This is a genomic window from Clostridium sp. CF012, assembly GCF_018861755.1.
Lineage (GTDB): Bacteria > Bacillota > Clostridia > Clostridiales > Clostridiaceae > Clostridium_AD.
This window is the reverse complement of sequence record NZ_JAHLEF010000003.1, coordinates 27,929-53,264: the sequence shown is the minus strand read 5'-3', so window position 1 is coordinate 53,264 and position 25,336 is coordinate 27,929. Positions and strand designations below refer to the sequence as shown.

Genomic DNA, 25,336 nt, shown 5'->3' with positions numbered 1-25,336 from the left:
TGTAAGGGGGGCTTATTTGCTAGTGATGACCTCCTTTCTTGAGTTTTTCTACAAAATTAAGGAGGAAATGGAATTCTTTTATAGAAATAAGTGTAATATTGGGTAAATTACAGGAACTAGTCTATATGGATGGATAGGGGGAGAATTTCTTATGAAGCGGATTGAGAATGTTTATGAAACCTTAAGACAACTTTGTGTTAAGCAATATAATAACGATAATATTGTTGTAGGAGCTAATGCTAATGAAATAGCAGATTTGCTGAAACTTCAGCGTAGTAATTCATCAAGTGATTTGAATAAATTATATAGGGAAAATAGAATAGAAAAGGTTGAAGGTAAACCTGTACTGTATAAAATTAAAAATAATAATTCACTTAATGTAAGAGGTGAAATTGATTTAAAACAAGGCATTAATTTAAAGAATAAATCAGATAATGTAAAGGATATATTTGAAGAGATAATTGGTGCTAAACTAAGCCTTAAAACAGTAGTTCAGCAGGCTAGAGCTGCAATTATTTATCCGCCAAGCGGGCTTCATACATTAATATTAGGCGAAACTGGTACAGGGAAATCTATGTTTGCAGAAACAATGCACAAGTATGCTAAAGAAATAGGGAAAATAAAAAGTAATAGTCCTTTTGTTACCTTTAATTGTGCAGACTATGCTAGTAATCCGCAACTGCTTATGGCCCAGCTTTTTGGAGTTAAAAAAGGTGCTTATACAGGGGCAGAAAAGGATAGAGTAGGTATTGTACAAAAAGCCAATGAAGGTATATTGTTTCTTGATGAGGTACATAGATTGCCACCAGAGGGGCAGGAAATGTTATTTTATCTTATTGACAAGGGAATTTATAGAAGATGTGGTGATCCAAATATTCAGTATTATGCAAAAGTACTCATAATATGTGCAACAACTGAAAATGTTGAATCGAATTTATTAAAAACTTTTACTAGAAGGGTACCTATGGTGATAAAGCTTCCAGCTTTAAAAGATAGAACTATAGATGAAAGATATCAGATTATAAAAGGATTCTTTGAGGTAGAAGCTACTTGTATTAAATCAGATATATCTGTAACAGTTAATAGTCTTAAAGCGTTTTTACTATATGATTGTTCCAACAATATTGGACAACTAAAAAGTGATATAAAGCTTTGTTGTGCTAAGGCCTTTCTTGAAAATATGATAAATAGAGATAAGGAAGTGTGTGTACACAGTGAAGATTTACCAGAGTATGTTTTAAGAGGGGCATTTAGATATAAGGAACATAAAGAAGAAATCGATAAGTTTTTAAACGGTAATGTTGCATGCTTTACCATAGATGGAAGTAATACTGCTGAGTTAAAGGATACCAAGGTTTTTAATTTTTATGAGGCCTTAGAGGAAAAACGAATGCTTTTAGAATATAAAGGCTTAGACCAGAAGGATATTAAGATTATAATGAGTCTCGATATTGATACCTATTTAAAAAAATATATTCTTAATATCGACAATGAAAATCTAGAGGAGTTATATAAGGTTGTTGACAAAAAAATAGTGAATATAGTTGAAGAGTTCTTAAGAGATGCGTCTGAAAGGTTACATAAAGTATTTAGCACCAAAATTTTCTGTGCACTTTCCATGCATTTAGCAAGTACTATAGAAAGAATTACCAATGGGAAAAACATTAAGAATCATCAATTAGAAGATGTGAAATTACAGCATAGTATAGAATTTAATATTGCAAACATGATTAAGGAAAAGATAAAATATACGTTTAATATTGTTATACCCGAGGATGAAGTTGGCTTTATAACTATGTTTTTGTGTATGGATGAAGAAGACAAAACAGATGAAGGCAAGGTCGCTATACTTGTTGCTATGCATGGAGAATCAGCTGCTACCTCAATAGTGGATGTAGCAAATCGTCTTTTAGGAGAAAGTCATGCGGTTGGATATAATATGCCCTTAGATCAAAAAGCTGAAAGAGCGTTTGAAAACTTACTAGAAATAGTAAAAAGGGTAAATAGGGGGAAGGGTGTCATTTTGCTTGTAGACATGGGGTCTCTAGTATTTTTTGGCGATATGATTTATAAAAAAACAAAAATACCTGTAAGGACGATAGAAATGGTGTCTACGCCAACTGTACTAGAAGCAACAAGAAAAGCGCTGTTAAATTTTCCATTAGATGAGGTATATGAATCTTGTACTAAATCAAATCTACATATTGGGAAAATATATAAAAATGATTTCGAGTTCAATGAAATGTTTAAGAAGGATGTTATATTGACAGCATGTGTTACTGGCAAAGGAGCCGCTGTGAAGTTAAAATCAATTTTAAAACAGAAAATTGACTTTGAAAAATTTGATATCGATATTATTCCAATTGAAATATCAGATAAAATAAAGTTTAAAAGTAATATAGAGAAAATTAAAAAACAAAATAATGTGCTGGCTGTGGTAAGTTCAATTGATCCAAAAGATGAAGAAGTATTTTATATATCCACTTCAGATGTCCTTAAAAAAGAAAAAATAGAAAAATTCTCTAGTGAACTTGATATATTACAAACAATAGATAATATGAGAGAAGTTATAAAAGGAAATGTTGATATAGATGCGCATAAGTACATTGAAAACTTTAAAAAGGTTTATATATATATTATAAATTCAGGTACAAGTATTAACGAAAGTGTCTTATTAGGATTAATTCTACATTTAGCTTGCGCAGTAGAACATATATTACATGGCAAAAAAATAATACACATAGAGAATAAAAAAGAATGGATTTCAGAACATCATAATGAGTTCAATGTGATAAAAAGGTCCTTAAAAACATTAGAGAGTGCCTTTGGAATAGTTTTCTTAGATGAGGAATATGTAAATGTGATGAAAATTGTGTATTTTTTATAATAATATTAACGTGTATTGTATTAATGTGTATTGTAAAACGTTTACAACGATACATATAGATACACATGAAACACATCCTTTGTAGTGCATTGATTTTCCAATGATGTATAGAGGCGATTAGATGTTGGCATAGTACTTGCTCTATATAATTTATAAGACAACTAATTAACACTCAAAGGGGGGTTTATAAATGAAGAAATTCATGGAATTTTTTCAAAATAGAATGATGCCAATACTTATTAAAGTTGGGAACCAAAGGCATCTGGTTGCAATACGTAATGGACTAGCTATAACTATTCCTTTTATAATCGTAGGAAGTTTATTTCTTATTTTAAGTAATCTACCATTCTCATGGTGGCCAGACTTTATTGGAACCTTTGGCACTAAGATGAACGTTGTTGTAAGCTGTTCATTCGGAGTTTTAGGTCTTATAGCAACATTAGGAATAGGGTATTATCTAGCAAAAGACTATAAGCTTGACCCCATTACTGGATCAATAATTTCTCTTGTAGCTTTTCTTTTAACACAAGTTACAAAAGATTATCAGTTAGACATAAGTAAATTTGGAGCAGAGGGTCTTTTCACAGCTATAATAGTTGCCATATTTGCAGTAGAAGTTCTAAAGTTTTTTATAAGAAGGAATATAGTTATTAAATTACCCGAAGGAGTCCCACCAGCAGTTGGGAATTCATTTATAGCTTTAACCCCTGCACTAGCAGTTATTCTTATTATTTGGATAATAAGAGTTGTCATAGGATTCGACATAACAGCGTTTATTACAGCAATATTTGCTCCGTTAGTATTCGCTCTTAATACTTTGCCAGGGATTTTAGTATACAGTTTACTTGTAACATTACTTTGGTCGGCGGGTATCCATGGAGATATGGCACTTGAAGGTGTGGCTGATCCTATTTTTCTTCAGTTTTTAGCAGCTAATACAGCAGCTTTTATTGCTCATAAGCCAATACCATATGCTACAGCATCAGGCTTTTACTCAATGTTCGTAAATGTAGGGGGAACAGGTGCTACCCTATGTTTAGTATTATTGATGATTAAATCAAAGAGCAAGGTTTATAAATCCTTGGGTAAAGTTGCATTACCATCAGCTTGTTTTGAAATCAATGAACCAGTTATATTTGGGTTTCCAATAGTTTTAAATCCAGTAATATTACTTCCATTTACGGTAGTACCTTTATTACTTACATCATGTACTTACCTTCTAATGCAATTCGATATCATTGGTAAACCAATAGCGATGATACCATGGACAATGCCTCCAATATTAGGGCCATTCATTGCAACTGGTGGAGATTGGAGAGCCGCTGTTTGGTCAGCTTTATCACTAATAATAGCGGTAACAATTTATCTCCCATTTTTCAAAACTGCTGAAAAACAACAATTAATTACTGAAACACAGGAAAGCGAAATGGCTTTAACAGCTGACGCTTCAATAGAAGTATAAAGTCTATTAAGGAAATTAAAATGATTTTAAATTATAGAGAGGAAGGTAAGTTTATGAAGATATTATTAATGTGTGCAGCAGGAATGTCAACTAGTTTATTGGTAGTTAGGATGGAGAAATATGCTAAAGAAACTGGAATTAATGACATAGTAATAAAGGCAGAACCTGTAGATGATTTGGATAAGAATGTAGAGGATTTTGATGTATTCTTATTAGGACCTCAGGTTAAATATAAAGAAAAATGGGTTAAAGAAATAGTCGAAGAAAAACATAAAAAGTACGCATGTATTCCACCTCAAGTCTATGGACTGGTAGATGGTAAAAAAACCTTAGAATTAGCTTTAGAATTATTTAAATAAATAGCATTGGAGGCAGGTTATATGGACTTAGAGGAAATAGTTTTTACAATAATTAATCATGCTGGAAACGCAAAGTCAATGTGTTTTGAAGCTTTACGTTCAGCAAGAACTGGAGATTTTGAAAAAGCAGAATTACTTATAAAGAAAGCGAAAGGAGAGCTTACGGAAACTCATAGTATTCAAAGTAGTATGATACAAAAGGAAGCTCGCGGAGAAAAACAAGAGATTACATTACTTCTGATGCATGCAGAAGATCATCTAATGAGTGCTCTTCTAGCAAAAGATTTAATTGAAGAAATGATTGAAATGTGCAAGGAAAATAGAAGATGCACGGAGGTAATAGCAAATGTCTAAAAAGGGTTTAAAAATTGTAACTATAGGTGGAGGGTCTAGCTATACACCAGAGCTTATAGAAGGTTTTATTAAGAGATGTGATGAATTGACTATAAAGGAAATTTATCTTGTTGACATAGAGGAAGGAAAAGAAAAGCTTGAGATAGTAGGGAATCTTGCAAAGCGCATGGTTAAAAAGGCGGGACTAGATATCGATATACATTTAACCTTGGATAGAAGAGAAGCAATAAAGGATGCTGACTTTGTTACAACACAATTTAGAGTAGGACAGTTGGCTGCAAGAATCAGAGATGAGAAAATACCATTAAGATATGGTACTATAGGTCAGGAAACTACAGGGGCTGGCGGTTTTGCAAAAGCTCAAAGGACTATTCCTGTTATATTAGATATATGTAAGGATATAGAAGAATTGGCACCTGATGCATGGCTTATTAACTTTACAAATCCATCAGGTATTATTACTGAAGCAGTAGTTAAACACACAAAAGTAAAGGTTGTGGGGCTGTGTAATGTGCCTATTGGTATGGTAAATGGTGTTGCTGAAATACTTGGAGTAGATGTGAGTAGAGTATATATAGATTTTGTTGGGCTCAACCATCTAGTTTGGGGAAGAAAAATATACCTTGATGGAGAAGATATTACAGAGGAATTTATACAACAGCTGGCAGATGGAAAATCTATGACTATGAAGAATATCCCTGATTTTACTTGGGATCCTGATTTTATTAAATCCTTAGGTATGTTCCCATGCCCATATCTTAAATATTTCTATCTAACAGATGAAATGCTTAAAGAAGAACAAAAAGAAGCTAGTAGTGAAGGAACAAGAGGAGAGGTAGTTAAGGTTCTGGAAGAGGGATTGTTTGAGCTTTATAAAGATCCCAATCTAAGTATTAAGCCACCGCAGCTTGCTAAAAGGGGTGGTGCTCATTATTCGGATGTAGCTTGTTCAATTATTAGTTCAATATATAACGATAGAAGAGATATCCAGGTCGTAAATATAAAAAATAATGGTGCTATTGCTGACTTACCAGATGATGTAGTAATTGAAACAAACTGTATTATAGGTAAATCAAATGTATCCCCAGTAAATTCAGGGCATATGCCAGTAAAAATAAGAGGGTTAATGCAAGTAGTTAAGGCTTATGAAGAATTGACAGTTGAAGCAGGCGTAACAGGAGACTACAATACTGCATTACAGGCGTTAACTATGCACCCTTTAATTCCTTCAGCTACAGTGGCTAAGAAGATTTTAGATGATATTATTAAAGAAAACAAGGATTATCTGCCTCAATATAAATAAAAAGTAAGGTTTTCTAAGTAGTTCAGCAAAGATGAGTCATCAGAAGAGGAATACGCTGAGCTAGGCGAAAATGGGACATTTAATGCGAATTAGGTATATGAAAAGTAGGGTTGAAAAGTTCTAATTTAGAGAAGAAAGCAAAAAAACTTGGAGCCATTGATGAGAACTGCTGAAATTATATTTTGGTAGTTCTTTCGTCGTTAAGGGTGAATTGGTATTTAACATAATGGTAATTAACTTAAGCTCATAATACAAGCTCTAACCTTTGATAAATAAGGGGTGGAGCGTAGTACCTATCATAAGCATATTATTATGGAATTTTTAATTTTAGATATGAATGTTTAGAAAATCTTTAGAATTACCACAACATTATCTTTAAAGATTAAGAGTATTATAAAGACATGAAATCGAAAGGGATGATGAAAATATGATTACAAAATGATTGAAAATGAAAAAAAATATAGAATCTAATTAATACATTCTATATTTGATATTGTATAATTAAAATATTATGGTAGAAAGAGGTATGCGAAATGGATATGTATAATATTTTAGTTGTGGAAGACGAGAGAGATATAGCAATTGGGATACAAGATTACTTAACAAACCAAGGGTACAAGGTTTTTATTGCCTCAAATGGACTAGAAGGTTTAGAAATAGTTGAAAAAGAGAAAATACATCTAGCGATTGTGGATGTGATGATGCCTAAGATGGACGGAATAGCATTTACAATGAAGCTTAGGGAAAGCCATGAATTTCCAGTAATAATGCTATCTGCAAAATCTGAAGAAGTTGATAAGATAATGGGTTTAAATATTGGGGCGGATGATTATGTAACAAAACCCTTTAGGCCTCTTGAGCTTTTAGCAAGGGTAAATTCGCAGTTAAGAAGATATAGCAGGTTTTCAAATATGGTGAGAAATAATAGTGTAGTGGATCATGTTTTTGTGATAGGGGGCTTAGAGCTCAATACAGAGACAAAGGAAGTAACTGTAGATGGAAATTTCATAAAAACGACCCCTAGTGAGTTTAAGATTCTTAACTTACTTATGAAAAGCCCAGGAAGGGTTTTTTCAGCAGAAGAAATATATGAAAGAGTTTGGAATGAACATGCAATAAGTACAGATACAATAATGGTTCATGTAAGAAATATACGTTCAAAAATAGAGATAAATTCGAAAAATCCAAAATATTTAAAGGTGGTGTGGGGAGTTGGATATAAAATCGAAAAGCAGTAATGCAAAATATATTATAAGTGCAATTATTTTACTAATATTAATAATAGTTTCTTTTGGTATGTATTCGTCATATCCTAAAATACAAGAAGAGGCAAAAAAATATGAATATAATATTTTTGAAAAAAGTGAATTTTTAAATGATATAAGCAATAGCAATTATGGCATATATTTTGATGTTTTAAAAAACAAAGAAAATAATAAGGTAGAACCATCGGATATTATTTTAAATCTAGACAAGAAATATGATGATTATATACAAGAAAATATGGAAGATAATAAAAGCGAATTTAATCAAAAGATGATTAACGATAAGGAGAATCTAGATCAATATTATGGGAACTTAGAATATTATGCTATAAAAAAGGATAATAAATTAATTGAACAGAGAAATCAGGGTGGAATAAGTGTCTTATTGAATGAGAAAATAGATGCTTCTGTTATTGCAGATCTTAATAAAAAATATAGTTTTTATATTGTTATTGACTATGATGCTAATGGAGAAAGTACTATTAAAAAAATATATGGAGCTGATAGGACGGTAGTAACTTCAGTATTTAGAAATGGTAGTCCTAAGAGTTTCGCTAATTTAGAAATGAAAGCCATTAAAAATATGAGTTACGTTTATGCTGTTCCAAGAGAATTAAAACATATTGATTTAATAGTTCATTATAAAAATATTAACGAAATGAATTCCTACAAAGAGGTAGCACTATTTTTTATAGGTATAGCCTTGCTTCTTATATTAATGCTTTCTCTGATAACTCCATATAAAATATCAAAGGAGCTAATTGGTTTTAAAAAGATTGCAAAAATGCCTATAGAGATAAGCAGTCTTATAATTTTTATCACACTTATGTTTATGTGTAATGAGCCATCGTATTTTATAATAAAAAGTACCATAAAAGGAGATCTAATTGATTTTTCACCAATATACATAAACACGTGGGTTGTAGCTACTTTAACGAGTATAATAAATATCATATATTGGGTAATAGGTTTTGGTATAATATATATTGGCGTTATTATTGTAAAACATATTTTTAAAACTGGAATTAGAGAATATATAAAAGAAACCTCGGTGACATATAAAATTTTAAGAAGTATTTGGAGTGGTAATAAAAGGGTATATAGTTATATAAGAAATATAGATTTAAAAGAAAAAAATACTAAGAAGCTAACAGTAATTTTAGGAATAAATTTAATAATATTAACGGTAATGAGCTCCATGTGGTTTTTGGGAATAATAGTAGCCATAATATATACTTTAGTATTATTTAAGGTAATAAGAAAAAATTATAATGATATTAGCAATAAATATAATAAGCTTTTTGAAGCTACAAATAAAATAGCAGAGGGTAATTTGGATGTAACTATTGAAGAAAATTTAGGAGTATTTAATGATTTTAAAAAAGAAATTGAAAGTATACAGAAAGGCTTTAAAAAGGCAGTTCATGAAGAAGTAAAGAGTCAAAGAATGAAGACCGAGCTTATTTCTAATGTATCTCATGATTTAAAAACTCCTTTAACCTCTATTATTACTTATGTAGATTTATTAAAGGATGAAAGTCTTTCAGTGGAGAAACGTAAGGATTATTTAGATACCTTAGATAGAAAATCACAAAGATTACAGGAATTAATTGAGGATTTATTTGAAGTAAGCAAGGCTACAAGTGGAAATATAAATTTAAATATGGTTGATGTGGATGTTGTGGCCTTAATGAAACAAACATTATTAGAGCTAGATGACAAAATATCAGAATCATCTCTAATAGTAAAAACAAGGTATCCAGAGGGAAAGGTAATATTACATTTGGATAGCCAGCGTATGTTTAGAGTGTTTGAAAACCTTATAATTAATATAACAAAGTATGCTATGAAAGGTTCCAGAGTTTATATTGATATTGATTCTAGAGAGGATAAGGTTGAAATAATATTAAAAAATATGACTGCAAGTGAAATAGATTTTAATGTGAATGACATAGTGGAAAGATTCGTGAGAGGAGACAAAGCAAGGAATACACAGGGCTCAGGACTTGGGCTAGCTATAGCTAAAAGTTTTGTAGAAATCCAAGGTGGACAATTAAAAGTAAATGTGGATGGAGATTTATTTAAAGTTATAGTTACATTTTAGTAAATGAGGGGGAGAAGCATCAAAATCAAAGTATTTTACAAGTTGTGCCTACAACTACAGCTTTATATAATATAGCAAAATCACTATAGCGGCTTAAAATCTAAGTTGCTATAGTGATTATATTTACTGTCAACAAAATATTCGATTATAGTTTTTTGCAGCTATCTCTAAGTATCAATTCTGTAGGTATTACAATTATTTTACTAATTTTTCTTTCGTATTTAATTCTTTCAACCAAAAGATCAACTGCTGTTTCTCCCATAAAATTAATATAGATTTTTATAGTTGTCAAAGCTGGAACTATAAATTGAGCAGTAGGGATATCATTGCAGCCTACTATACTGATATCCTCAGGAATGCTAAGCCCCTTCTCCATTATAGCTTTGTATGCACCTATTGCCATTGAATCATTTGCTATGAAAAAGGCACTAGGATATTTCCCAGTATCCAAAATATCCTTCATGAGCTCATATCCACTAATTGGTGTAAATCTCCCTACCCTTATAAATTCTTCATTAAGAAAGCCAAATTCACCCATATACTTACGATACCAAGACTCTCTATAATCAGGCAAATGGATGTTTTCTCCAATGAGGTAATCTTCTCCGCCAATGTACCCTATCTCTTTATGACCAAGAGAAATTAAATAATCAAGCACCTTTTTAACTACTCTACCCATATTTATTACTACACTATCAAAGGCTTCATCCTGTGGATTACTGTCCACAAAAACTATGTTGCCATTCATATTTTTAAAGTTCTTAATTTCCTCAGTGGTAAAAATCCCTACAGCTAGTATTCCATCCACTTTATTTAATCGCTCATCAAATAGCCTGTCCTTCGAAATTACTATATATTCTATATTCTCTTCTCTTAAGCTTTTTTCAATAGAAAGTCTTATAGAAAAATAGTATGGATCATCCAATTCTTCTTGTTCTGAATATCCTTTTACAATACATACTTGACAGATTTGTTTTTTGATTCTTCTTTCCCTAGTAGTAACATACTCTAGTTCCTGAGCAATTGCAAAAATCTTTTTTCTTGTAGATTCTGATGCATTCAATGATTCATCATAATTTAAAACCCTGGATACCGTAGCCATGGATACCTCGGCCATCTCAGCTATTTCTTTTATTGTAGTCATTTTAAGTCAGACCCCCTATAAGTAATCTCTATAAAGTAGATATATCATCCCTGCTGACCAGCTGAAGTTTGTGCAGTGAAGTCCCTCACCATTTTCTGGATTATAATTTTCTCTGAAGACCTTGCCATCTTCCATGATTCCTTCAGCATTATTTACTAATTTCTTAGCGAGCCTTACAGCATCATCTTTATATCCATAATTGTTTAAACCTTCTATTGCAAAATATGCCTGATCAAGCCAAACTGGTCCTCTCCAGTATTTTACTATATTATACCTTGTATTGTCCATTGAAGCTGTAGGAAATGGAACCTTTGTGTTAAACTTTTTTTCATCAGTTATGATATTTTTAATTTTCTTTGCCTGTTCATCTGATGCAGCGCCTGCCCAAAGAGGAATCAGACCTTCTACTCCCTTTCCTCTTTCAATAAGAGGCTTTTTGCTTTGAATATCTATATCATAAAAGAAACCAGTTTCCTTATCAAACATATTTTTTTGTATGAAGTTTTTAACATACGTTGATTCTTTTTCATACTTTTGCTTATCTTCATTTATATTTAGAACATCTGCCATTCTGGTAAGATAGTTCTTTTCAGCATAAAGGTATGAATTTAAATCAACTGACTCCTGATTAATGGAGTATCCTATAACTTTTCCATTCTTATCTTTATTTTGAAGAACCTTTACTCCATAATCAGTATCAAATCTAACAGCATTATCCATTCCGCTTTCCCAAGCTGCTGCCTGAATAATTTGATCTTCATCACTGTTTAGATTATCAACTGTAGCTCCATATTCAGCTATACCATTTTTATCATTATCTCTGGAGATGTACCACCACTCATGATATTTAACAAGTTTTGGATACATTTCCTTCAGGAATTCCTTATCTTTTGTTGACTCATAAACCTTCCAAACTGACCATGCTGCAAGAGGAGGTTTTGAGTTCCTTTCATTCCAGTTTCCACCCTTTTCTCCTGGGTAGTTATTGCTATTCTTATTGTAGAATATAGCATCAATTATCATTCCATCATCTCTTTGATAATCAAACATTGCCCTTATATTATCCTTTGCAAGTTCAGGTGCGAAGTAAGTTACTGCTGCGGCTTGCTTCCATGAATCCCAAGCCCATATACCATTAAACCAGCTGTAGGACATTGAAGGAGTTATAGCATCTCGTTTTATTTCTCCGCCTGGACTTCTCCAATTGGTTATCAGGGTTTCTACTACTTTTACTGCAACTTTATCATATTTATGATTCTTTCCCTTAAGAGCAGCGCGAAGGTAACCATCCCATCGAATCTGATTTTCTTTAATATAGCTTGATGGGTCCTTTAAGATTTTTTCTATTTTACTATTTTCTTTATTTTTTTCATCCTTTGTAAAAGTATATGTATTAGTAGTATTCATAACATATTCCATTTTGGGTTTTATAGATATTTTCTCAGCAAACTCAATTGTATAACCGCTTCCCTTAACACAGGTTTTTACTTCAAAGGGATACCTAATTTCATATTCCATTTCCTGTGAAGTAAAGGCACTCCATGTCCAGTTTATATCTGGAAATTTAACCTTTACACCCTTATTAAGGGCTTCTATATGCATATCTATTGATTCATTACTATTTTTCTGTTGATGCTTTAATAACTCTCCATCCCAAACTAGTTTCAAATCAAGTTTGTTTTCAGTTTTATTTTTAATTTTCGTAGTAACGAGTGCTGTTCTATTTGTAACAAATCTCAGTTCAAGACTTAGGTTAAAGTCCTCCATATCATATTCCTGCACAAGAAGTCCAGGATAATATGATAAATCAGGAATTTTACAATTTGATAGCTTTATTTCATTCCCATCCTTAGAATTATATATTTTAATACGATTAAAACATTTACTAATCCATATTCCGTACTCCTGTGCAATATATAATGGCCCAGTAAACCCCCCATAATACTCACTATCCTTTATACCTGGAAGATGGTAGGCGTGCCATGCACCCATATCAGAAAATGGATTTATCTCGTAATTATCATTAGGCTTTGCTTTACTAGGAAGACCTGTTACATCAATAAGATTCTTAAATTGATATCTTTTACCTTCTGACTTTATAGAGGAAGTTTTGGTACAGAATGTGATATTAGATGTTATAAATAAGCATGAAGTTAACGCTGTAATTACTTTTTTTGATAGTTTCATATTAAAACCTCCATATAAAACAATGATTCATTCTTTCAAATAATACTCAATTAAATCATCCCACTTTATTTACTCTTTTATTGAGCCTATCATAGCACCCTTTACAAAGTGCTTTTGAAGGAATGGGTAAATACACAATATTGGTATTGTTGAAATGACTACAGTACTATACTTAATTAATGATTTATAAGCATCTGCTTGAATAAATTGTGCTGAAGACTTAGGCAAATTCATCATTTCTCTCATATCATTTGAAATAAGAATTTGTCTTAAAATTAGTTGTAGTGGGTATTTGGATTTATCAGATAAGAAAATCATTGCATTAAACCATGAATTCCAGTATCCAACAGCATAAAATAAGGCTATAACTGCAATAGCTGCCTTGGAAAGAGGTATAATTATTTTAAATAATATTGTAAAATCATTTGCTCCATCAATCCTAGCAGACTCAATAAGACTTTCTGGTACACTTCGGAATGCTGTCCTAAGCACAATAAGGTTCCATACAGAAATAGCTGATGGAAATATGAGTGCCCATCTTGAATCCATTAATCCAAGTCTTTGAACCTGTAAAAAGAATGGGATTAGTCCACCACTAAAGAACATTGTTATTGTAACCATCAACATCAGCGACTTACCAAATAACAAATTTCTTCTTGAAAGCACATAGGCTGCCAAACAAGTCATTAATACACTGAATGCAGTTCCAACTACAACATAAAAAACTGTATTTAAAAATCCAGTCATAATACTTTGATTTTTAAAAACAAGGGCATATCCTTGGAGAGTAAATCCCAGTGGTTTAAATAAAAGCCCTTCATGCTGCATTAATTTATATGGATCACTTAAGGAAGCAAACAGAACATATAAAAGAGGATAGGCACATAGAAACATAAGTAAACACATCATTATTACATTAAACGAATCAAATATCTTTTCACCAATACTTCTTTTAACAACCATTTTATCACCCCTACCATAAACTTTGATCAGATATTTTTTTACTAATTTTATTAGCAACTATAAGTAATCCAAATCCTATTACAGATTCAAAAAGACCAACAGCTGTACTGAGGCTATAATCTGCCCCTATAAGACCTTTTCTATAAACATAACTTGCTATAACGTCAGAGGTTTCATATGTCATAGGATTGTATAAAAGAATAATTTTCTCAGAACCTACACTTAAAAGTCCTCCTATGTTTAGTATGAGCATAATCACAATGGTAGGTGCGATGCTTGGTAATGTTACATACAACATCTGTTTCCATCTTCCCGCTCCGTCTATGGTGGCCGCTTCATATAAAGATTGGTCTATTCCCGAAAGTGCAGCAAGATATATTATGGTATCCCAACCTATACACTGCCATATTCCTGAACCTATATAAATAGTTCTAAACCATTCAGGTTTTGTAAGCCAGTTAGTAGCTTCAATACCAAAACTAGATAATATTGAATTTATCAGTCCATCAGTGGAGGTAAAATCAACAATCAAACCACATATTACAACAAGTGATATGAAATGTGGTAGATATGTAATTATCTGTACGCAACGTTTAAACTTTTCTTTTCGTATTTCATTTAACATTAATGATAAAATTATAGCGGATGGGAATCCCCACAGTAATGAGTAAAAACTAATAATTGCTGTATTTTTGAAAGTTCTACCAAAATACATACCGCTAAAGAATTCTTTGAAATGTTTTAACCCTACCCACGGGCTATCCATTATTCCAAGCCTTGGACTAAAATCTTTAAATGCTATAACAACTCCATACATAGGCATGTAATAAAAAAGTATAAAATATACTACCATTGGTATTGCCATTAAATAAATATATTTATTTATCCTAAAGTCCTTACGTATAGTATTCCACAATTTAGTATTTTTTTTACGAGTTAATTTACTTCCAATCTTTAATTCACCCATAAATACAACTCCTTTTTTATAAATACTGAAGATGGCATAAGTCATCTTCAGTTTTCATATGAATTATTTAATTTTTCTAGTATTATATCTATCAAGGGCATTTTGCTGAATCTTAATTACTTCTTCAACTCTCATTTTCTTAAGCTGGTCTACGTATTTATCAAAGCTACTTAGTGGTTCTTTACCGATTATAAACTTTAATACCATCTCATCTCTATAAGTGTCGATATCGCCCATAACACTTGAATAAGTATCATTTTCTTCTGGAGTCATATTTGTTGGAGGGATTACGTAATCAGCTTCTGCTTTTGTCCACTTGTCCATACAATCTGAATCTATTTTTGTAAGCGCTGGTATTGCTTTGTAATCTCTAAGATAAGGTCCTATGTCCAACTTGAATTTATTACATACTGTCCAGAAATCAAGTCCACTAGGATCTTTTGTAAGAAGCTCTGTGAACTTTGGCTTTCCATCTACCATAGTGTAGCTCTTACCTTCGGTTCCGTAGTTAAATAGCATAAACCCTTCCTGGCTATATGCATAGTCAAACCACTTAACTACTGCTTCAGGATTTTTACATGATGAGGTTATAACAGCCTCATAACCACCATTTCTAGAGTTAGTTACTCTGTAATGAACATTTTCACCTGCTTTTAATGATGGCTGCACAAGTGGAGAAAATTCAGCCTTTGGATCTATAGTTTTAATTGCAGCTGCATATTGATCAACCAATGCATATTCTGTTATATAGGCTCCTACTTTTCCAGAGGTAATTAAAGCTTCTCTACTCTTTTTATCACGTGTAGCAAAATCCTTATCTATTAAGCCTTCCTTATACCATTTATTCATAGTTGTAAGGTATTCTTTAAACTCGGGATCCATTGGACCGTATTTTACAACATCATCTTTTTTATAAAATGATGGTCCAATATCAAAAGCACTAACAAGTGTACCATATGGATCTATTCCTGATTTTCTAAATACTAATGGGGCTTCTGCTTTCTTTTTAACCTTGAATTGTGTTAACACGTTATACCATTCATCGATAGTCGTTGGTTCTTTTAGTCCAAGCTCCTTAAGCCAGTCCTGACGAATAACTGGACCCCACCATGCAGGTTCATTCTTATCTACTCCTACTACAGGAAACGCAGTAATATTCCCCTGGTCAGTGATTGTCTGTCTTGCTAATTCAGGGTCTTCTTCTCTTAACTTTTTAAAGTTAGGTGCATTTTTGTCAATTAATTCATTAAGTCTTATAAATGCACCATCTGATATTGCTTTGTCCATACCGCCTTTATAGTTAATAGAGTATGTTTGTATAACATCTGGCAGCTCCTTTTGAGTCATTAAAAGGTTAAACTGCTCCAGTTCCTGACCTTCAGTTGGGTGTATAAACTCAACATGGACATTGGTTCTTGCCTCAAGTTCCTTATACATTTCACTTTCAGTTAGGCTCTTTATATACTGATTTGAAGCGAATGGAACCCAGTACTTAATTGTTATTTTTTCATTTGAACTTGGCTTTGAATCTGAGTTTGCTGTAGGTTTTGCCTTGTTTCCACATCCAACTAGCATTGACATTGCTATCATAGCTGCAAGAGTCAGTGATAACACTCGTTTACTTTTCATAAATGTCCCCCCTTTTATTTTTTATATTTAATGCACCATTAATTTTCATGGTACAGTTAAACCTTTTAAATTTGTCTTGATGCTCAATATTACTTTTTTACTTTGTAGGAATTTATAAAATTTCTCATTTGTTTATAATCCTATGATATATAAAATTTATATAAATTTTATAAATTCCATCCTTCACCACGCTGAAAAGTCATATATAGCATTTCTAGCAACATATGGACTTTGTTATTCTTCAATTAGTTCTTTTGCTAATGAAAAATCAGAAATTTCTTTGTTATTGTATACTGATAATCTCATAGAAAATTTAAAGGCTTCAAATTTGCATCTGTATTTGTCAAGCTGATTTTGACCACAAGAATTAGAACCTAAAGCATTTTGTTTGTAGTCTATATTTAAAACTATATAATCTCTTTTTAATAAGTCTACTGTATGCTTTGCCTTTTCCAAATCAATAACTTCATAATACATTGCACTAAAATTAAGCTTGTCCTTTGCAACTACCATAATTCCCATGCCTCTATCGTTAATTAACCTAACCCATTTACAATCTGTCCTATTGCCATTTTCCTGCGGTTTTACATAGTTTGTGAATAGATTATCCACTGTTTTTTCATATACTCCAAATTGATTACACTCTTTTGAGTCAGAATAGGATTCTCCTGGTCCTCTTCCATACCATTTGGCATTACAAGACTCTTTGTCCACTTGCATTTTTACCCCTATTCTAGGAATCATGCTTGGAGCATTTTCAAGCTTACCATCGGGAATACCATTTATATCAATCAATATATCTCCACTAGGATAAATTCTGTACTCGTAAGTTGAAGAATAGTACCAGGAAGCATTTGGAGTTCCATTCATTGCACTGATCTTAACAAGTACATATTTGTCTTTAATTTCATAACAGAAATCCTCTGTAATTTCCTGCATTAAGTGCATAAAATACTTTTTATAGTAATCCTCTAAAAGATACATATCGTTATCAATTGGAGCCCTCCAAAAATTAAGCTGCGGGCCGTTGTTAAGTATTTCATATCCATCCTTTATAATGTAAAGCATTCGCCCCTTAATCTTATCAAAGGCTGTTTCAAAATCTTGTCCCTTTATAACTAATCTGAAATCCTCTTCTATTACCTGAAGTCTTCCCGAAGGTTTTATATCTATAAACTCTTCATTTGAAGGTAATTTAAATTGAGCTGTGGCTAATTTATGTCCATTTTCTGCCCAGCTTACATCTTTATTAAGTACATAAGAAATATTTAAATAATAATCTCCATACATTTTTTCCGAGAAAATATTGCGGTAATCAAGCTTTATCTCTTTCACAGTTCTTGCAGCAATATGCCTTATGTCACATTTGCTGCTATAAATCACTTTGTCTTCTTTAACTATTGAATAAATTAAATCAATATTATGAAGGGATATAAAATCATATCTATTTCTAATTTTAATTAATCCCTCTTTCAAATCTATTTCACTTGTTTCAACTGGCTCTATTACTTTTTTATACTCTAAAAGTCCCGGTGAAGGGGTTCTGTCAGGCATTATTAGTCCATCAATGCAGAAGTTCCCATTGTTAGGCTCATCATTAAAATCTCCACCATATTTATAAAACTTCTTTCCCTTTTCATCTGTGCATTGTATTCCATGATCAAACCATTCCCATATAAAACCGCCTTGAAGTTTGTCATGTGCATAGAATAGATCTTGGTATTCTTTAAGATTTCCCGGTCCGTTCCCCATAGCATGACAGTATTCACATATTATGTGTGGCTTTTTAGCTTCATTTATAATTTTTTGCATAGAAAGCCTGTTTGGATCCGATGGTTCTATCCATGTATACATTGTGGAATAAACATCCGCGATGTCCGTCTCACGATCTCCTTCATAATGAATTAGTCTTGTTGAATCAATTTCCTTTGCTCTTTTTGCCATAGCTTTTAAATTATGTCCAAAGGATGATTCATTACCTAAAGACCACACTATAATGCATGGATGATTTTTATCTCTCTGTATCATTCTTTCAATCCTACTTACATATGATAGCTCCCAGTTAGGGTCATCTGTAATCCATTTATAGTCATTAGTGAGCTCAAAACCATGACACTCCAAATCTGTTTCATCCATAACATACATCCCATATTCATCACATAAATCATATAAATAAGATGAATTAGGATAATGAGATGTTCTAATAGCATTTATATTATGCTGCTTCATAAGCTTAATATCGGCTTCAATTTCTTCCAAGCTAACAACTCTTCCGTTAACAGGGTTAAAATCATGCCTGTTAACTCCTTTTATTTTAATATCAACTCCATTTACTAAAAATGTCTCTCCCTTTACCTCTATCTTCCTAAAGCCAATTCTTTGTGGAATAACCTGTTTTACATTTCCCTTTTCTTTTAACGATATAAGTAAAGTGTATAGGTTAGGATCCTCAGCAGACCATTTTAAAGGAGTTTCTACCACCCTTTCAAACCTGTTTTGAAGTTGCGAAATAGGCTGCTGCTCTAAAAATACCCTCTGATTTTTAGAGTCTAAAAGCTCATAAGTAAGCGTACATCCATCATTTACTCTATTGTTTTCATTTCTTAGTACAGTTTCAACCATTAACTTCCCATTATTATAATCATCATTGAAATCTGTAACTACATATATATCCTCAACTCCATTTTTGGGCTGTGAATATAGTTCTACATCCCTAAATATTCCACTAAGCCACCACATATCCTGATCTTCTAGATATGTTCCATCTGACCATTGATAAACCCTAACCGTGCAATCGTTTTCACCTTGCGTTATAAAATCTGTAATATCAAATTCAGATAATAACCTCGCTCCCTTACTGTATCCAACCTCTTTACCATTGACCCAAAGGTGAAAAGCAGAGTCTACTCCATTAAATCTTAATACCACGCTCTCATTCATGCATTTTTCATCTATAAAGAAATTTCTTTTATATATTCCAGTAGGATTCTCTGATGGAACATAAGGCGGTTTTATTGGGAAGCTATACCATAAATCTGAATAGTTCATCTTTCCATAGCCTTGCATTTGCCAATTAGAAGGCACAACAATATCATCCCAGTTTGAGCAATCATAGCTATTTTCATAAAATCCTTTAGGAGAATATTCCGGTGCATCTAAATACATAAACTTCCAAACGCCATTTAAGTTTTTATAAGCTTGACCATATTTTTTCTGATTTAAGATTGCCTTATCTCTATCAGCATAAGAATTGAAATACACTCGACTGTTTAATCTATTAATATTGTCTATATGTATATTTTCCCATACTTTTATCTTTCTCATATTGTTCCTCCCCATACCCTTTATTTGCTTAAAACATCATCTGCGATGCGGAAATATTAACTAAATGTTTACTAGGCATAAAACTTATTAAATGTAATTAATCGTGGTTAATTACAAGTTCAATATTTTTAACAATACCTCTAAAATGAGCTATAGCAACAAAATTTACTTGATTTTTAGTTGCTTCACCAATATGTTATTTGAAATATTATACTATTTATTTATCAGAATATTCCACTTATTAATATTTTACTTAATATTTACACATTTTGCAATATGTTTTAAGTAAATAATTACACATATTTCAATATATTTTTAGTAAATGTTTAGTTGCTATACCTGCCATCTTGGATTACTGCTGGCGGAAGTGAAGAAATGGTTGAAATACGTTGGAAAGACTGTAGGAGAGATAGCTAAAAATTTAGGTATTGACGCTGTAGGCTTTCTTGTTGTTACAAATAATTTTTAATTTTGTTACAATAATGACACGTAGAATTGTTATTATAAGTACATAGAAGGTAATTGATTTTTTTAATTAGAGCCCCCCTTTAATTAAATATAAATTTAATATAACGCCTTAAAAGAACTGGTTAATATAATCAGTTCTTTTTTTTCTGCATAAAATATTATTTTTATATTGTTATTTTTTACCTTTAATTGTAATATTGTATTATGAGATAAAAATAAAAATTTAGCAACTATATATTAAAAATATTTCGAGTATACACTAATAATTAATGAAAACTATAAACAAACATTTGAATGTATTAATTAAATAGGGGGAATAAAAATTATGAGGTTTTTAAAAAGTATAGGGGTCTTAGTGTGTTTTATATTCGGGATAGCATTAATAGGAGCTATAATACTAAATCTTATAATATTTATAGTCTAATAGTTATATATGTTTTTATTGAAGTAAAAAAATGCAGTCTTGCTTAGTAAAACAAATTGCTTCCAATTTCTTTATTTTCCTCAAGTCTAAAGTAAAAGCTGGAAGTTTTTACTTTTAATGCACTTTTTAAAGGCAATAGTACATTTTTGTTGAACTGTGTCAGTAGAATGTTTTACAAAAGGGGGCGTAAGGATGAATTTAAATAAAAAACACATAATTTTTGGGTCGGCAATTCTAGTATTGTGTTGGACTTTAAATATTGCTTATTACCAAAATAAAGTTATTAAAGAGCCTTTGTTTATAAATCATTATTATGAGATACAACAAGGTATGAATTGTTTTGATCTATATTATATTCAAAATCTAAGTTCACAAAGCGAAATAACAAGTATTATATTTCCTGAAATAGGAACGCAACATATGAATTTTACCGATACTGATGTTAATAGCGATAAACGATATTACAAAAGCACTTATAGAATTCTCAGATGGGAAAACCATGAATGTAAATTTGGGTAAGATATATCTGTTTAGCGATGAGTTGGTGGGCAGAGCTTTTAAATTTTATAGTGCCTCATCATCCAGTGATAATACTGGCAGTTCTAATCTTATAGCGGATAAAGATTTAAAAATTACAGGAATAGATGGTAGGTTTAATGAAGAGATAAAAGATATACTAGAAATTAAAGTTAATAATAAATTGCTTTCTGACATTAGGTTTCCTTTAAATTTAAAAGAAGGTGAAATACTTTATATAAATTATGGGTTTAATTTTAATGGAAATCGTATAAAGCAAAATAATGCGTATAGTTTTCCTTTGAATGTTCTAACAGAAGATTTATCCGGTAATAAAGGTAGTACCCCTTGTTTTTTTAATATGCATATGCAATCTCCAAAGTATTTTGATATAGATGTATTGAAAAATAATGGGGGTGGGGAGTAACCTGCGCCTAATAAAGAGCGTATAGGAGAAGTTAAAGAAGAAAGAATAGGAAAAATTAAAATTAAAATATGTATATAAATGATGCTCTACTTTTAAAAGCAGAGCATTTTTATTTATACATTGGGAATTTTGATTACTTTATCAATGCCACTTCTAAAGCTTTTCTAATAGTTTCTGTGGATTGATCACCTGCTACAGTATATTTTTTATTAATCAGGAAAAAAGGAACTACAGCTACTCCAATGTCTTGAGATTTTTTTTCATCCTCTCGAACTATATCAATATACTTATCACTATTTAAGATTTCACGAACAACTTCCTCTTCTAGTCCAGCTTCTTTAGAAATTTCAACTAAAGTATCTATATCTGAAATGTTTTTATTATCAGTAAAATATGCTTTAAATATTACGCTTACGAGTTCAGAATCTTTACCAATCTCTTTTGCATACTGCAATAACCTATGTGCATAAAGTGTATTTACTGGCATAGCCTTTTCAAGGTTATATACAAGTCCAAGTCCTTTAGCCTCAGAGGTTAATCTTTCATTATTTTCTAGGACTTCTTCGATAGTTATTCCATATTCCTTTGAAACTAATTCACTCATAGTACCATGGTACATTTTACTAGCATTAGGATCTAATTCAAAACTTTTATATATTATCTCTACGTTTTCTTTATCAGAAAAATCTTCAAGTGCTTTTTCAAACTTAGCTTTTCCTAAATAACAGTAGGGACATACAAAATCCATCCACATTTCTACGTTCATTTTATCACTCTCCCCGTATTTCGAATTTTAGTAATTAGATTATTTCACTTTGGATACATATTGTCAAGTACTAATGATTACATGTAACATTAATAGGAATTAAAAAACAATTTTTTTAAATAAAGAAAAAGTTTATTGATGGTTCATTATCTACAAGTTAAAGTACAATATCATCAATAAGGAAAAAACACCTGGAAATACAGTTGCAGGTATTCCCTTATACCACCTCTTTTTATGACATGATAGAAAAATAATTGCATTTACTATTTGACCTAAAATAATGGCAATACCTGTATACCAAAAGAATTGATTTTCACATAGTTTTGCTGTGGTAATTACAATAAGAATAAAATACGATAAATCTCCTACTCCAATTACTGGCACTAAATTTTCATAAAAAGGTATTGGCAAATTTATTGATAATCTTGAAACCATTTCAGGATTTTTTATTAGTTTAGCAGCTTTTGTTTTTTTACCTATATTAGTAAAATTATAAGAATCCATTATTATGACATATATCAGCCAAATCCAAAATAGTATTGGAATTTTCGTCATAATAAAAGAACCAATAAAACCTAATGCCATTGACCCTAAAATACTTAAAACATTTTGCATATACAGTGATTTTTTATTAATTTCTTTTTTTGCTAAGAAAAAACTGTACGATAAAGTAAGGAAAAATGTAAGTACAAAAATAACAATACTAATGTTTTTTAATAAAAACACACTGCTTATAGTAAAAAAAGGTACTATAACCATATAAAAAGCCATCCATATGTAATAGCTGTTTTGTGTTTTAAAATATTTATCCATTCATTTCCACCCCGTTTTGTATAAAGAAAATATAAATTCACACTTTCTTACTATTGTTCATATATCTCATTTTTACAATTAATGAATCCTTTAAGAATATTGCAACTTAAAATTTCCTAGCTTTCAGTTTTCTAAAGAACACTATTTCAGAAAAAGATAAACCTAAAGTACATAATGGGACTCTCAAACACTTGAATTGGTTGACATCCAGTAAGGAGTTTAAATTTACTTCTCTCCGTTAGCAAAACAAATTGATTGCAATTGGATAGATGATTTTAATGAAAATAGGGTCGCAGGTTCGACCCTTAACACTTGAAATTTCTAATGGGTTAAATTAGTTAAGAAAATACAAAAATTAAAGCATTTGCTTTGCTGATGTAACTGTTATTTCGAGCACTCTAGTTAAAAAAGAGAATTTTTCTTTCATCATATCAAATTCTGAACCTGACTCAAGGTATTTTGCAGTACCTTCAATTATGAAGCCTGTTCCTGGGTAATCTTTATAGCCCAAAACTTCCTTACTACCTAAAGCAATCTTTATTTTATTATTTTGATTTACATTTTTTTCAGTTTTACGCATGGCATATGCAGGAACTAAAATTCTTTCATCAGATGTTACAACTAAAAATGAGTTCCAAGTGTTAACCACATGTGGTTCATCTATCCCCCATGATACTATTGAAACTACACCTTCCTTTTTTAATACATCAAAAAATTTTTCTGTAAGCATTGTACATTCCTCCTAAAAATTATATTTAACAATACAAATGATTGTAGACAACATATATCGTCGATAAGTACTATCTATAATTATTATATATAGACTTTTTCAAAAAGTCAATATATAATAAGTGTATTAAGGATAAGTATTATCTATAATTACATAGTGTATATTAAATAATAAAAAATAATGAAGTATTATGTGATAGATTATTTTGTTATTGAGGAGGTTGATTGTATTGCAATTTTCAATAGGAGTAGAGTATGCGTTACATTGTTTATTATATATGGTAGATATCCCATCAGGAAGAGCTGTTGGGATTAAAGATTTAGCGGCATTTCAAGGAGTATCAGAAACTTATTTATCAAAAGTATATACAAAATTAAGGAAAGCAGGGATTGTGAAGTCAATTCCAGGTGTTAATGGGGGATATGAGTTAGCACGTATTCCAGAAAGCATAACCTTTTGGAATATAGTTGAAGCAGTAGAAGGGACGACCCCATTATTTCAATGTGCGGAGATTAGGCAAAATGAGATATTGCTTGATAAAAATAATTTGCCTGATACATATACAAAGTGTCCTTGCTTAATAAAAGTTGTAATGTTAGAAGCAGAAGACCAGATGAGACAGTTTTTGAACAATAAAACTTTAGGATGGTTACATGAACAAGTTAGTAATAAAATTCCCGAAGAGCATGGAAAAGCAACGATTGAATGGTTTAATAATATTAAATCGCGATAAATTTAAGCTGTTTAAAAAATCGAATTTTATAGAGATGGAGTTTAATTATGGGAGAAAAAGGACTGTTTGATATAAAGTTTTTGAAATTCGTATTAGTAGGAATAATAAATACTATATTCGGAACCGGAATAATGTTTTTGCTCTATAACTTAGCTAGTTTCGGCTATTGGGGTTCTTCTACCGTATCCTATATATTAGGAAGTATACTAAGCTTTTTCCTTAATAAAAATTTCACTTTTAGAAATAAAGAATCTACTGTAAAAACAGCATTAAGATTTACTGTGAATATTGCTGTTTGTTATTTGGTGGCATATAGTATTTCAAAGCCAATCGTAACAATGATACTTTCGAATACTTCTTTATCAAAGAGTATAGTTGAACAGGTTTCTATGCTTTTGGGGATGGTTCTGTTTACTACGCTGAACTATGTAGGGCAGAGATTTTTTGCATTCAAGGAAAAATAATTTAAGGCTACCTACTGAGTGGGCAGCCTTTTTTTATGTGATTTTTT

The 25,336-nt window shown here is 31.2% G+C and carries 21 protein-coding genes; 12 read left to right on the top strand and 9 right to left on the bottom strand.

Annotated elements, in window-relative coordinates:
- Nucleotides 1–151: 151 nt before the first annotated feature.
- The 7 genes from KPL50_RS04490 (at nt 152) to KPL50_RS04460 (ending at nt 9,734) form a co-directional block, all read left to right on the top strand.
- The gene (locus tag KPL50_RS04490; protein ID WP_216297261.1) at nt 152–2,887 is read left to right on the top strand and encodes a sigma 54-interacting transcriptional regulator; all 2,736 of its coding nucleotides are present in this window, start codon (nt 152–154) and stop codon (nt 2,885–2,887) included.
- A 190-nt stretch (nt 2,888–3,077) separates the two neighbouring features.
- Nucleotides 3,078–4,349 carry a PTS sugar transporter subunit IIC gene (locus tag KPL50_RS04485; RefSeq protein ID WP_216297260.1) on the top strand — a complete coding sequence of 424 codons (1,272 nt, stop codon included), beginning with the start codon at nt 3,078–3,080 and terminating at the stop codon, nt 4,347–4,349.
- Between the two features lie 53 nt (nt 4,350–4,402).
- The gene (locus KPL50_RS04480) at nt 4,403–4,708 is read left to right on the top strand and encodes a PTS sugar transporter subunit IIB (protein WP_216297259.1); all 306 of its coding nucleotides are present in this window, start codon (nt 4,403–4,405) and stop codon (nt 4,706–4,708) included.
- 21 nt (nt 4,709–4,729) lie between these two features.
- Nucleotides 4,730–5,062 carry a PTS lactose/cellobiose transporter subunit IIA gene (locus KPL50_RS04475; protein WP_216297258.1) on the top strand — a complete coding sequence of 111 codons (333 nt, stop codon included), beginning with the start codon at nt 4,730–4,732 and terminating at the stop codon, nt 5,060–5,062.
- The gene (locus KPL50_RS04470; protein ID WP_216297257.1) at nt 5,055–6,365 is read left to right on the top strand and encodes a 6-phospho-beta-glucosidase; all 1,311 of its coding nucleotides are present in this window, start codon (nt 5,055–5,057) and stop codon (nt 6,363–6,365) included. Before KPL50_RS04475 ends, KPL50_RS04470 begins: the two co-directional genes overlap by 8 nt.
- Nucleotides 6,366–6,898: 533 nt before the next feature.
- Complete coding sequence (locus tag KPL50_RS04465; RefSeq protein ID WP_216297256.1) at nt 6,899–7,603, top strand: response regulator transcription factor; 705 nt, start codon at nt 6,899–6,901, stop codon at nt 7,601–7,603.
- Nucleotides 7,578–9,734: a sensor histidine kinase KdpD gene (locus KPL50_RS04460; protein ID WP_216297255.1), complete on the top strand. Its 2,157-nt coding sequence runs from the start codon at nt 7,578–7,580 to the stop codon at nt 9,732–9,734. Before KPL50_RS04465 ends, KPL50_RS04460 begins: the two co-directional genes overlap by 26 nt.
- Before the next feature lie 145 nt (nt 9,735–9,879).
- On the opposite strand, the gene KPL50_RS04455 is transcribed toward KPL50_RS04460, so the two are convergent.
- The 6 genes from KPL50_RS04455 to ebgA all read right to left on the bottom strand — a co-directional run bounded on the left by KPL50_RS04455 (nt 9,880) and on the right by ebgA (nt 19,948).
- The gene (locus KPL50_RS04455; RefSeq protein ID WP_216297254.1) at nt 9,880–10,878 is read right to left on the bottom strand and encodes a LacI family DNA-binding transcriptional regulator; all 999 of its coding nucleotides are present in this window, start codon (nt 10,876–10,878) and stop codon (nt 9,880–9,882) included.
- Between the two features lie 15 nt (nt 10,879–10,893).
- Complete coding sequence (locus KPL50_RS04450; protein WP_216297253.1) at nt 10,894–13,065, bottom strand: trehalase family glycosidase; 2,172 nt, start codon at nt 13,063–13,065, stop codon at nt 10,894–10,896.
- Nucleotides 13,066–13,134: 69 nt separating this feature from the next.
- Nucleotides 13,135–14,028: a carbohydrate ABC transporter permease gene (locus KPL50_RS04445; protein WP_216297252.1), complete on the bottom strand. Its 894-nt coding sequence runs from the start codon at nt 14,026–14,028 to the stop codon at nt 13,135–13,137.
- Nucleotides 14,029–14,038: 10 nt separating this feature from the next.
- Nucleotides 14,039–14,995 carry a sugar ABC transporter permease gene (locus tag KPL50_RS04440; RefSeq protein ID WP_216297251.1) on the bottom strand — a complete coding sequence of 319 codons (957 nt, stop codon included), beginning with the start codon at nt 14,993–14,995 and terminating at the stop codon, nt 14,039–14,041.
- 63 nt (nt 14,996–15,058) lie between these two features.
- Nucleotides 15,059–16,624 (bottom strand): extracellular solute-binding protein, encoded by a 1,566-nt coding sequence (locus KPL50_RS04435; RefSeq protein WP_216297250.1) that lies wholly within the window; start codon nt 16,622–16,624, stop codon nt 15,059–15,061.
- Between the two features lie 234 nt (nt 16,625–16,858).
- A complete protein-coding gene (ebgA, locus tag KPL50_RS04430) occupies nt 16,859–19,948 on the bottom strand; it encodes a beta-galactosidase subunit alpha (protein WP_216297249.1) in 3,090 nt (1,029 codons plus the stop codon).
- A gap of 322 nt (nt 19,949–20,270) precedes the next feature.
- Here ebgA and KPL50_RS04425 point away from each other — a divergent pair, with 322 nt between their 5' ends.
- The 3 genes from KPL50_RS04425 (at nt 20,271) to KPL50_RS04415 (ending at nt 21,783) form a co-directional block, all read left to right on the top strand.
- Nucleotides 20,271–20,417: a hypothetical protein gene (locus tag KPL50_RS04425; RefSeq protein ID WP_216297248.1), complete on the top strand. Its 147-nt coding sequence runs from the start codon at nt 20,271–20,273 to the stop codon at nt 20,415–20,417.
- 615 nt (nt 20,418–21,032) lie between these two features.
- Nucleotides 21,033–21,359 carry a hypothetical protein gene (locus KPL50_RS04420; protein WP_216297247.1) on the top strand — a complete coding sequence of 109 codons (327 nt, stop codon included), beginning with the start codon at nt 21,033–21,035 and terminating at the stop codon, nt 21,357–21,359.
- A complete protein-coding gene (locus KPL50_RS04415) occupies nt 21,340–21,783 on the top strand; it encodes a hypothetical protein (protein ID WP_216297246.1) in 444 nt (147 codons plus the stop codon). The genes KPL50_RS04420 and KPL50_RS04415 overlap by 20 nt, the downstream gene beginning before the upstream one ends.
- Nucleotides 21,784–21,916: 133 nt before the next feature.
- Here the strand turns inward: KPL50_RS04415 and KPL50_RS04410 are convergent, their stop codons facing one another.
- The 3 genes from KPL50_RS04410 to KPL50_RS04400 all read right to left on the bottom strand — a co-directional run bounded on the left by KPL50_RS04410 (nt 21,917) and on the right by KPL50_RS04400 (nt 24,092).
- Nucleotides 21,917–22,549, bottom strand: coding sequence for a DsbA family oxidoreductase (locus KPL50_RS04410; RefSeq protein ID WP_216297245.1), 633 nt, complete (start codon nt 22,547–22,549; stop codon nt 21,917–21,919).
- Nucleotides 22,550–22,699: 150 nt separating this feature from the next.
- A complete protein-coding gene (locus KPL50_RS04405; RefSeq protein WP_216297244.1) occupies nt 22,700–23,362 on the bottom strand; it encodes a hypothetical protein in 663 nt (220 codons plus the stop codon).
- A 355-nt stretch (nt 23,363–23,717) separates the two neighbouring features.
- A complete protein-coding gene (locus KPL50_RS04400; protein ID WP_216297243.1) occupies nt 23,718–24,092 on the bottom strand; it encodes a pyridoxamine 5'-phosphate oxidase family protein in 375 nt (124 codons plus the stop codon).
- A gap of 229 nt (nt 24,093–24,321) precedes the next feature.
- Between KPL50_RS04400 and KPL50_RS04395 the strand changes: the two genes are divergently transcribed.
- Together KPL50_RS04395 and KPL50_RS04390 are read left to right on the top strand one after the other, a co-directional pair.
- On the top strand, nt 24,322–24,825 hold the full coding sequence (locus tag KPL50_RS04395) for an Rrf2 family transcriptional regulator (protein WP_216297242.1): 504 nt from the start codon (nt 24,322–24,324) through the stop codon (nt 24,823–24,825).
- Nucleotides 24,826–24,872: 47 nt separating this feature from the next.
- Nucleotides 24,873–25,289 carry a GtrA family protein gene (locus KPL50_RS04390; protein ID WP_216297241.1) on the top strand — a complete coding sequence of 139 codons (417 nt, stop codon included), beginning with the start codon at nt 24,873–24,875 and terminating at the stop codon, nt 25,287–25,289.
- Nucleotides 25,290–25,336: the final 47 nt, after the last annotated feature.

Excerpts from the sequence above, each read along its gene's own strand:
- KPL50_RS04490 (WP_216297261.1), top strand. The coding sequence starts at position 152 with ATGAAGCGGATTGAGAATGTTTATGAAACCTTAAGACAACTTTGTGTT.
- KPL50_RS04485 (WP_216297260.1), top strand. The coding sequence starts at position 3,078 with ATGAAGAAATTCATGGAATTTTTTCAAAATAGAATGATGCCAATACTT.
- KPL50_RS04480 (WP_216297259.1), top strand. The coding sequence starts at position 4,403 with ATGAAGATATTATTAATGTGTGCAGCAGGAATGTCAACTAGTTTATTG.
- KPL50_RS04475 (WP_216297258.1), top strand. The coding sequence starts at position 4,730 with ATGGACTTAGAGGAAATAGTTTTTACAATAATTAATCATGCTGGAAAC.
- KPL50_RS04470 (WP_216297257.1), top strand. The coding sequence starts at position 5,055 with ATGTCTAAAAAGGGTTTAAAAATTGTAACTATAGGTGGAGGGTCTAGC.
- KPL50_RS04465 (WP_216297256.1), top strand. The coding sequence starts at position 6,899 with ATGGATATGTATAATATTTTAGTTGTGGAAGACGAGAGAGATATAGCA.
- KPL50_RS04455 (WP_216297254.1), bottom strand. The coding sequence starts at position 10,878 with ATGACTACAATAAAAGAAATAGCTGAGATGGCCGAGGTATCCATGGCT.
- KPL50_RS04450 (WP_216297253.1), bottom strand. The coding sequence starts at position 13,065 with ATGAAACTATCAAAAAAAGTAATTACAGCGTTAACTTCATGCTTATTT.
- KPL50_RS04445 (WP_216297252.1), bottom strand. The coding sequence starts at position 14,028 with ATGGTTGTTAAAAGAAGTATTGGTGAAAAGATATTTGATTCGTTTAAT.
- KPL50_RS04440 (WP_216297251.1), bottom strand. The coding sequence starts at position 14,995 with ATGGGTGAATTAAAGATTGGAAGTAAATTAACTCGTAAAAAAAATACT.
- KPL50_RS04435 (WP_216297250.1), bottom strand. The coding sequence starts at position 16,624 with ATGAAAAGTAAACGAGTGTTATCACTGACTCTTGCAGCTATGATAGCA.
- ebgA (WP_216297249.1), bottom strand. The coding sequence starts at position 19,948 with ATGAGAAAGATAAAAGTATGGGAAAATATACATATAGACAATATTAAT.
- KPL50_RS04425 (WP_216297248.1), top strand. The coding sequence starts at position 20,271 with ATGTTTAGTTGCTATACCTGCCATCTTGGATTACTGCTGGCGGAAGTG.
- KPL50_RS04420 (WP_216297247.1), top strand. The coding sequence starts at position 21,033 with ATGAATTTAAATAAAAAACACATAATTTTTGGGTCGGCAATTCTAGTA.
- KPL50_RS04415 (WP_216297246.1), top strand. The coding sequence starts at position 21,340 with ATGAATGTAAATTTGGGTAAGATATATCTGTTTAGCGATGAGTTGGTG.
- KPL50_RS04410 (WP_216297245.1), bottom strand. The coding sequence starts at position 22,549 with ATGAACGTAGAAATGTGGATGGATTTTGTATGTCCCTACTGTTATTTA.
- KPL50_RS04405 (WP_216297244.1), bottom strand. The coding sequence starts at position 23,362 with ATGGATAAATATTTTAAAACACAAAACAGCTATTACATATGGATGGCT.
- KPL50_RS04400 (WP_216297243.1), bottom strand. The coding sequence starts at position 24,092 with ATGCTTACAGAAAAATTTTTTGATGTATTAAAAAAGGAAGGTGTAGTT.
- KPL50_RS04390 (WP_216297241.1), top strand. The coding sequence starts at position 24,873 with ATGGGAGAAAAAGGACTGTTTGATATAAAGTTTTTGAAATTCGTATTA.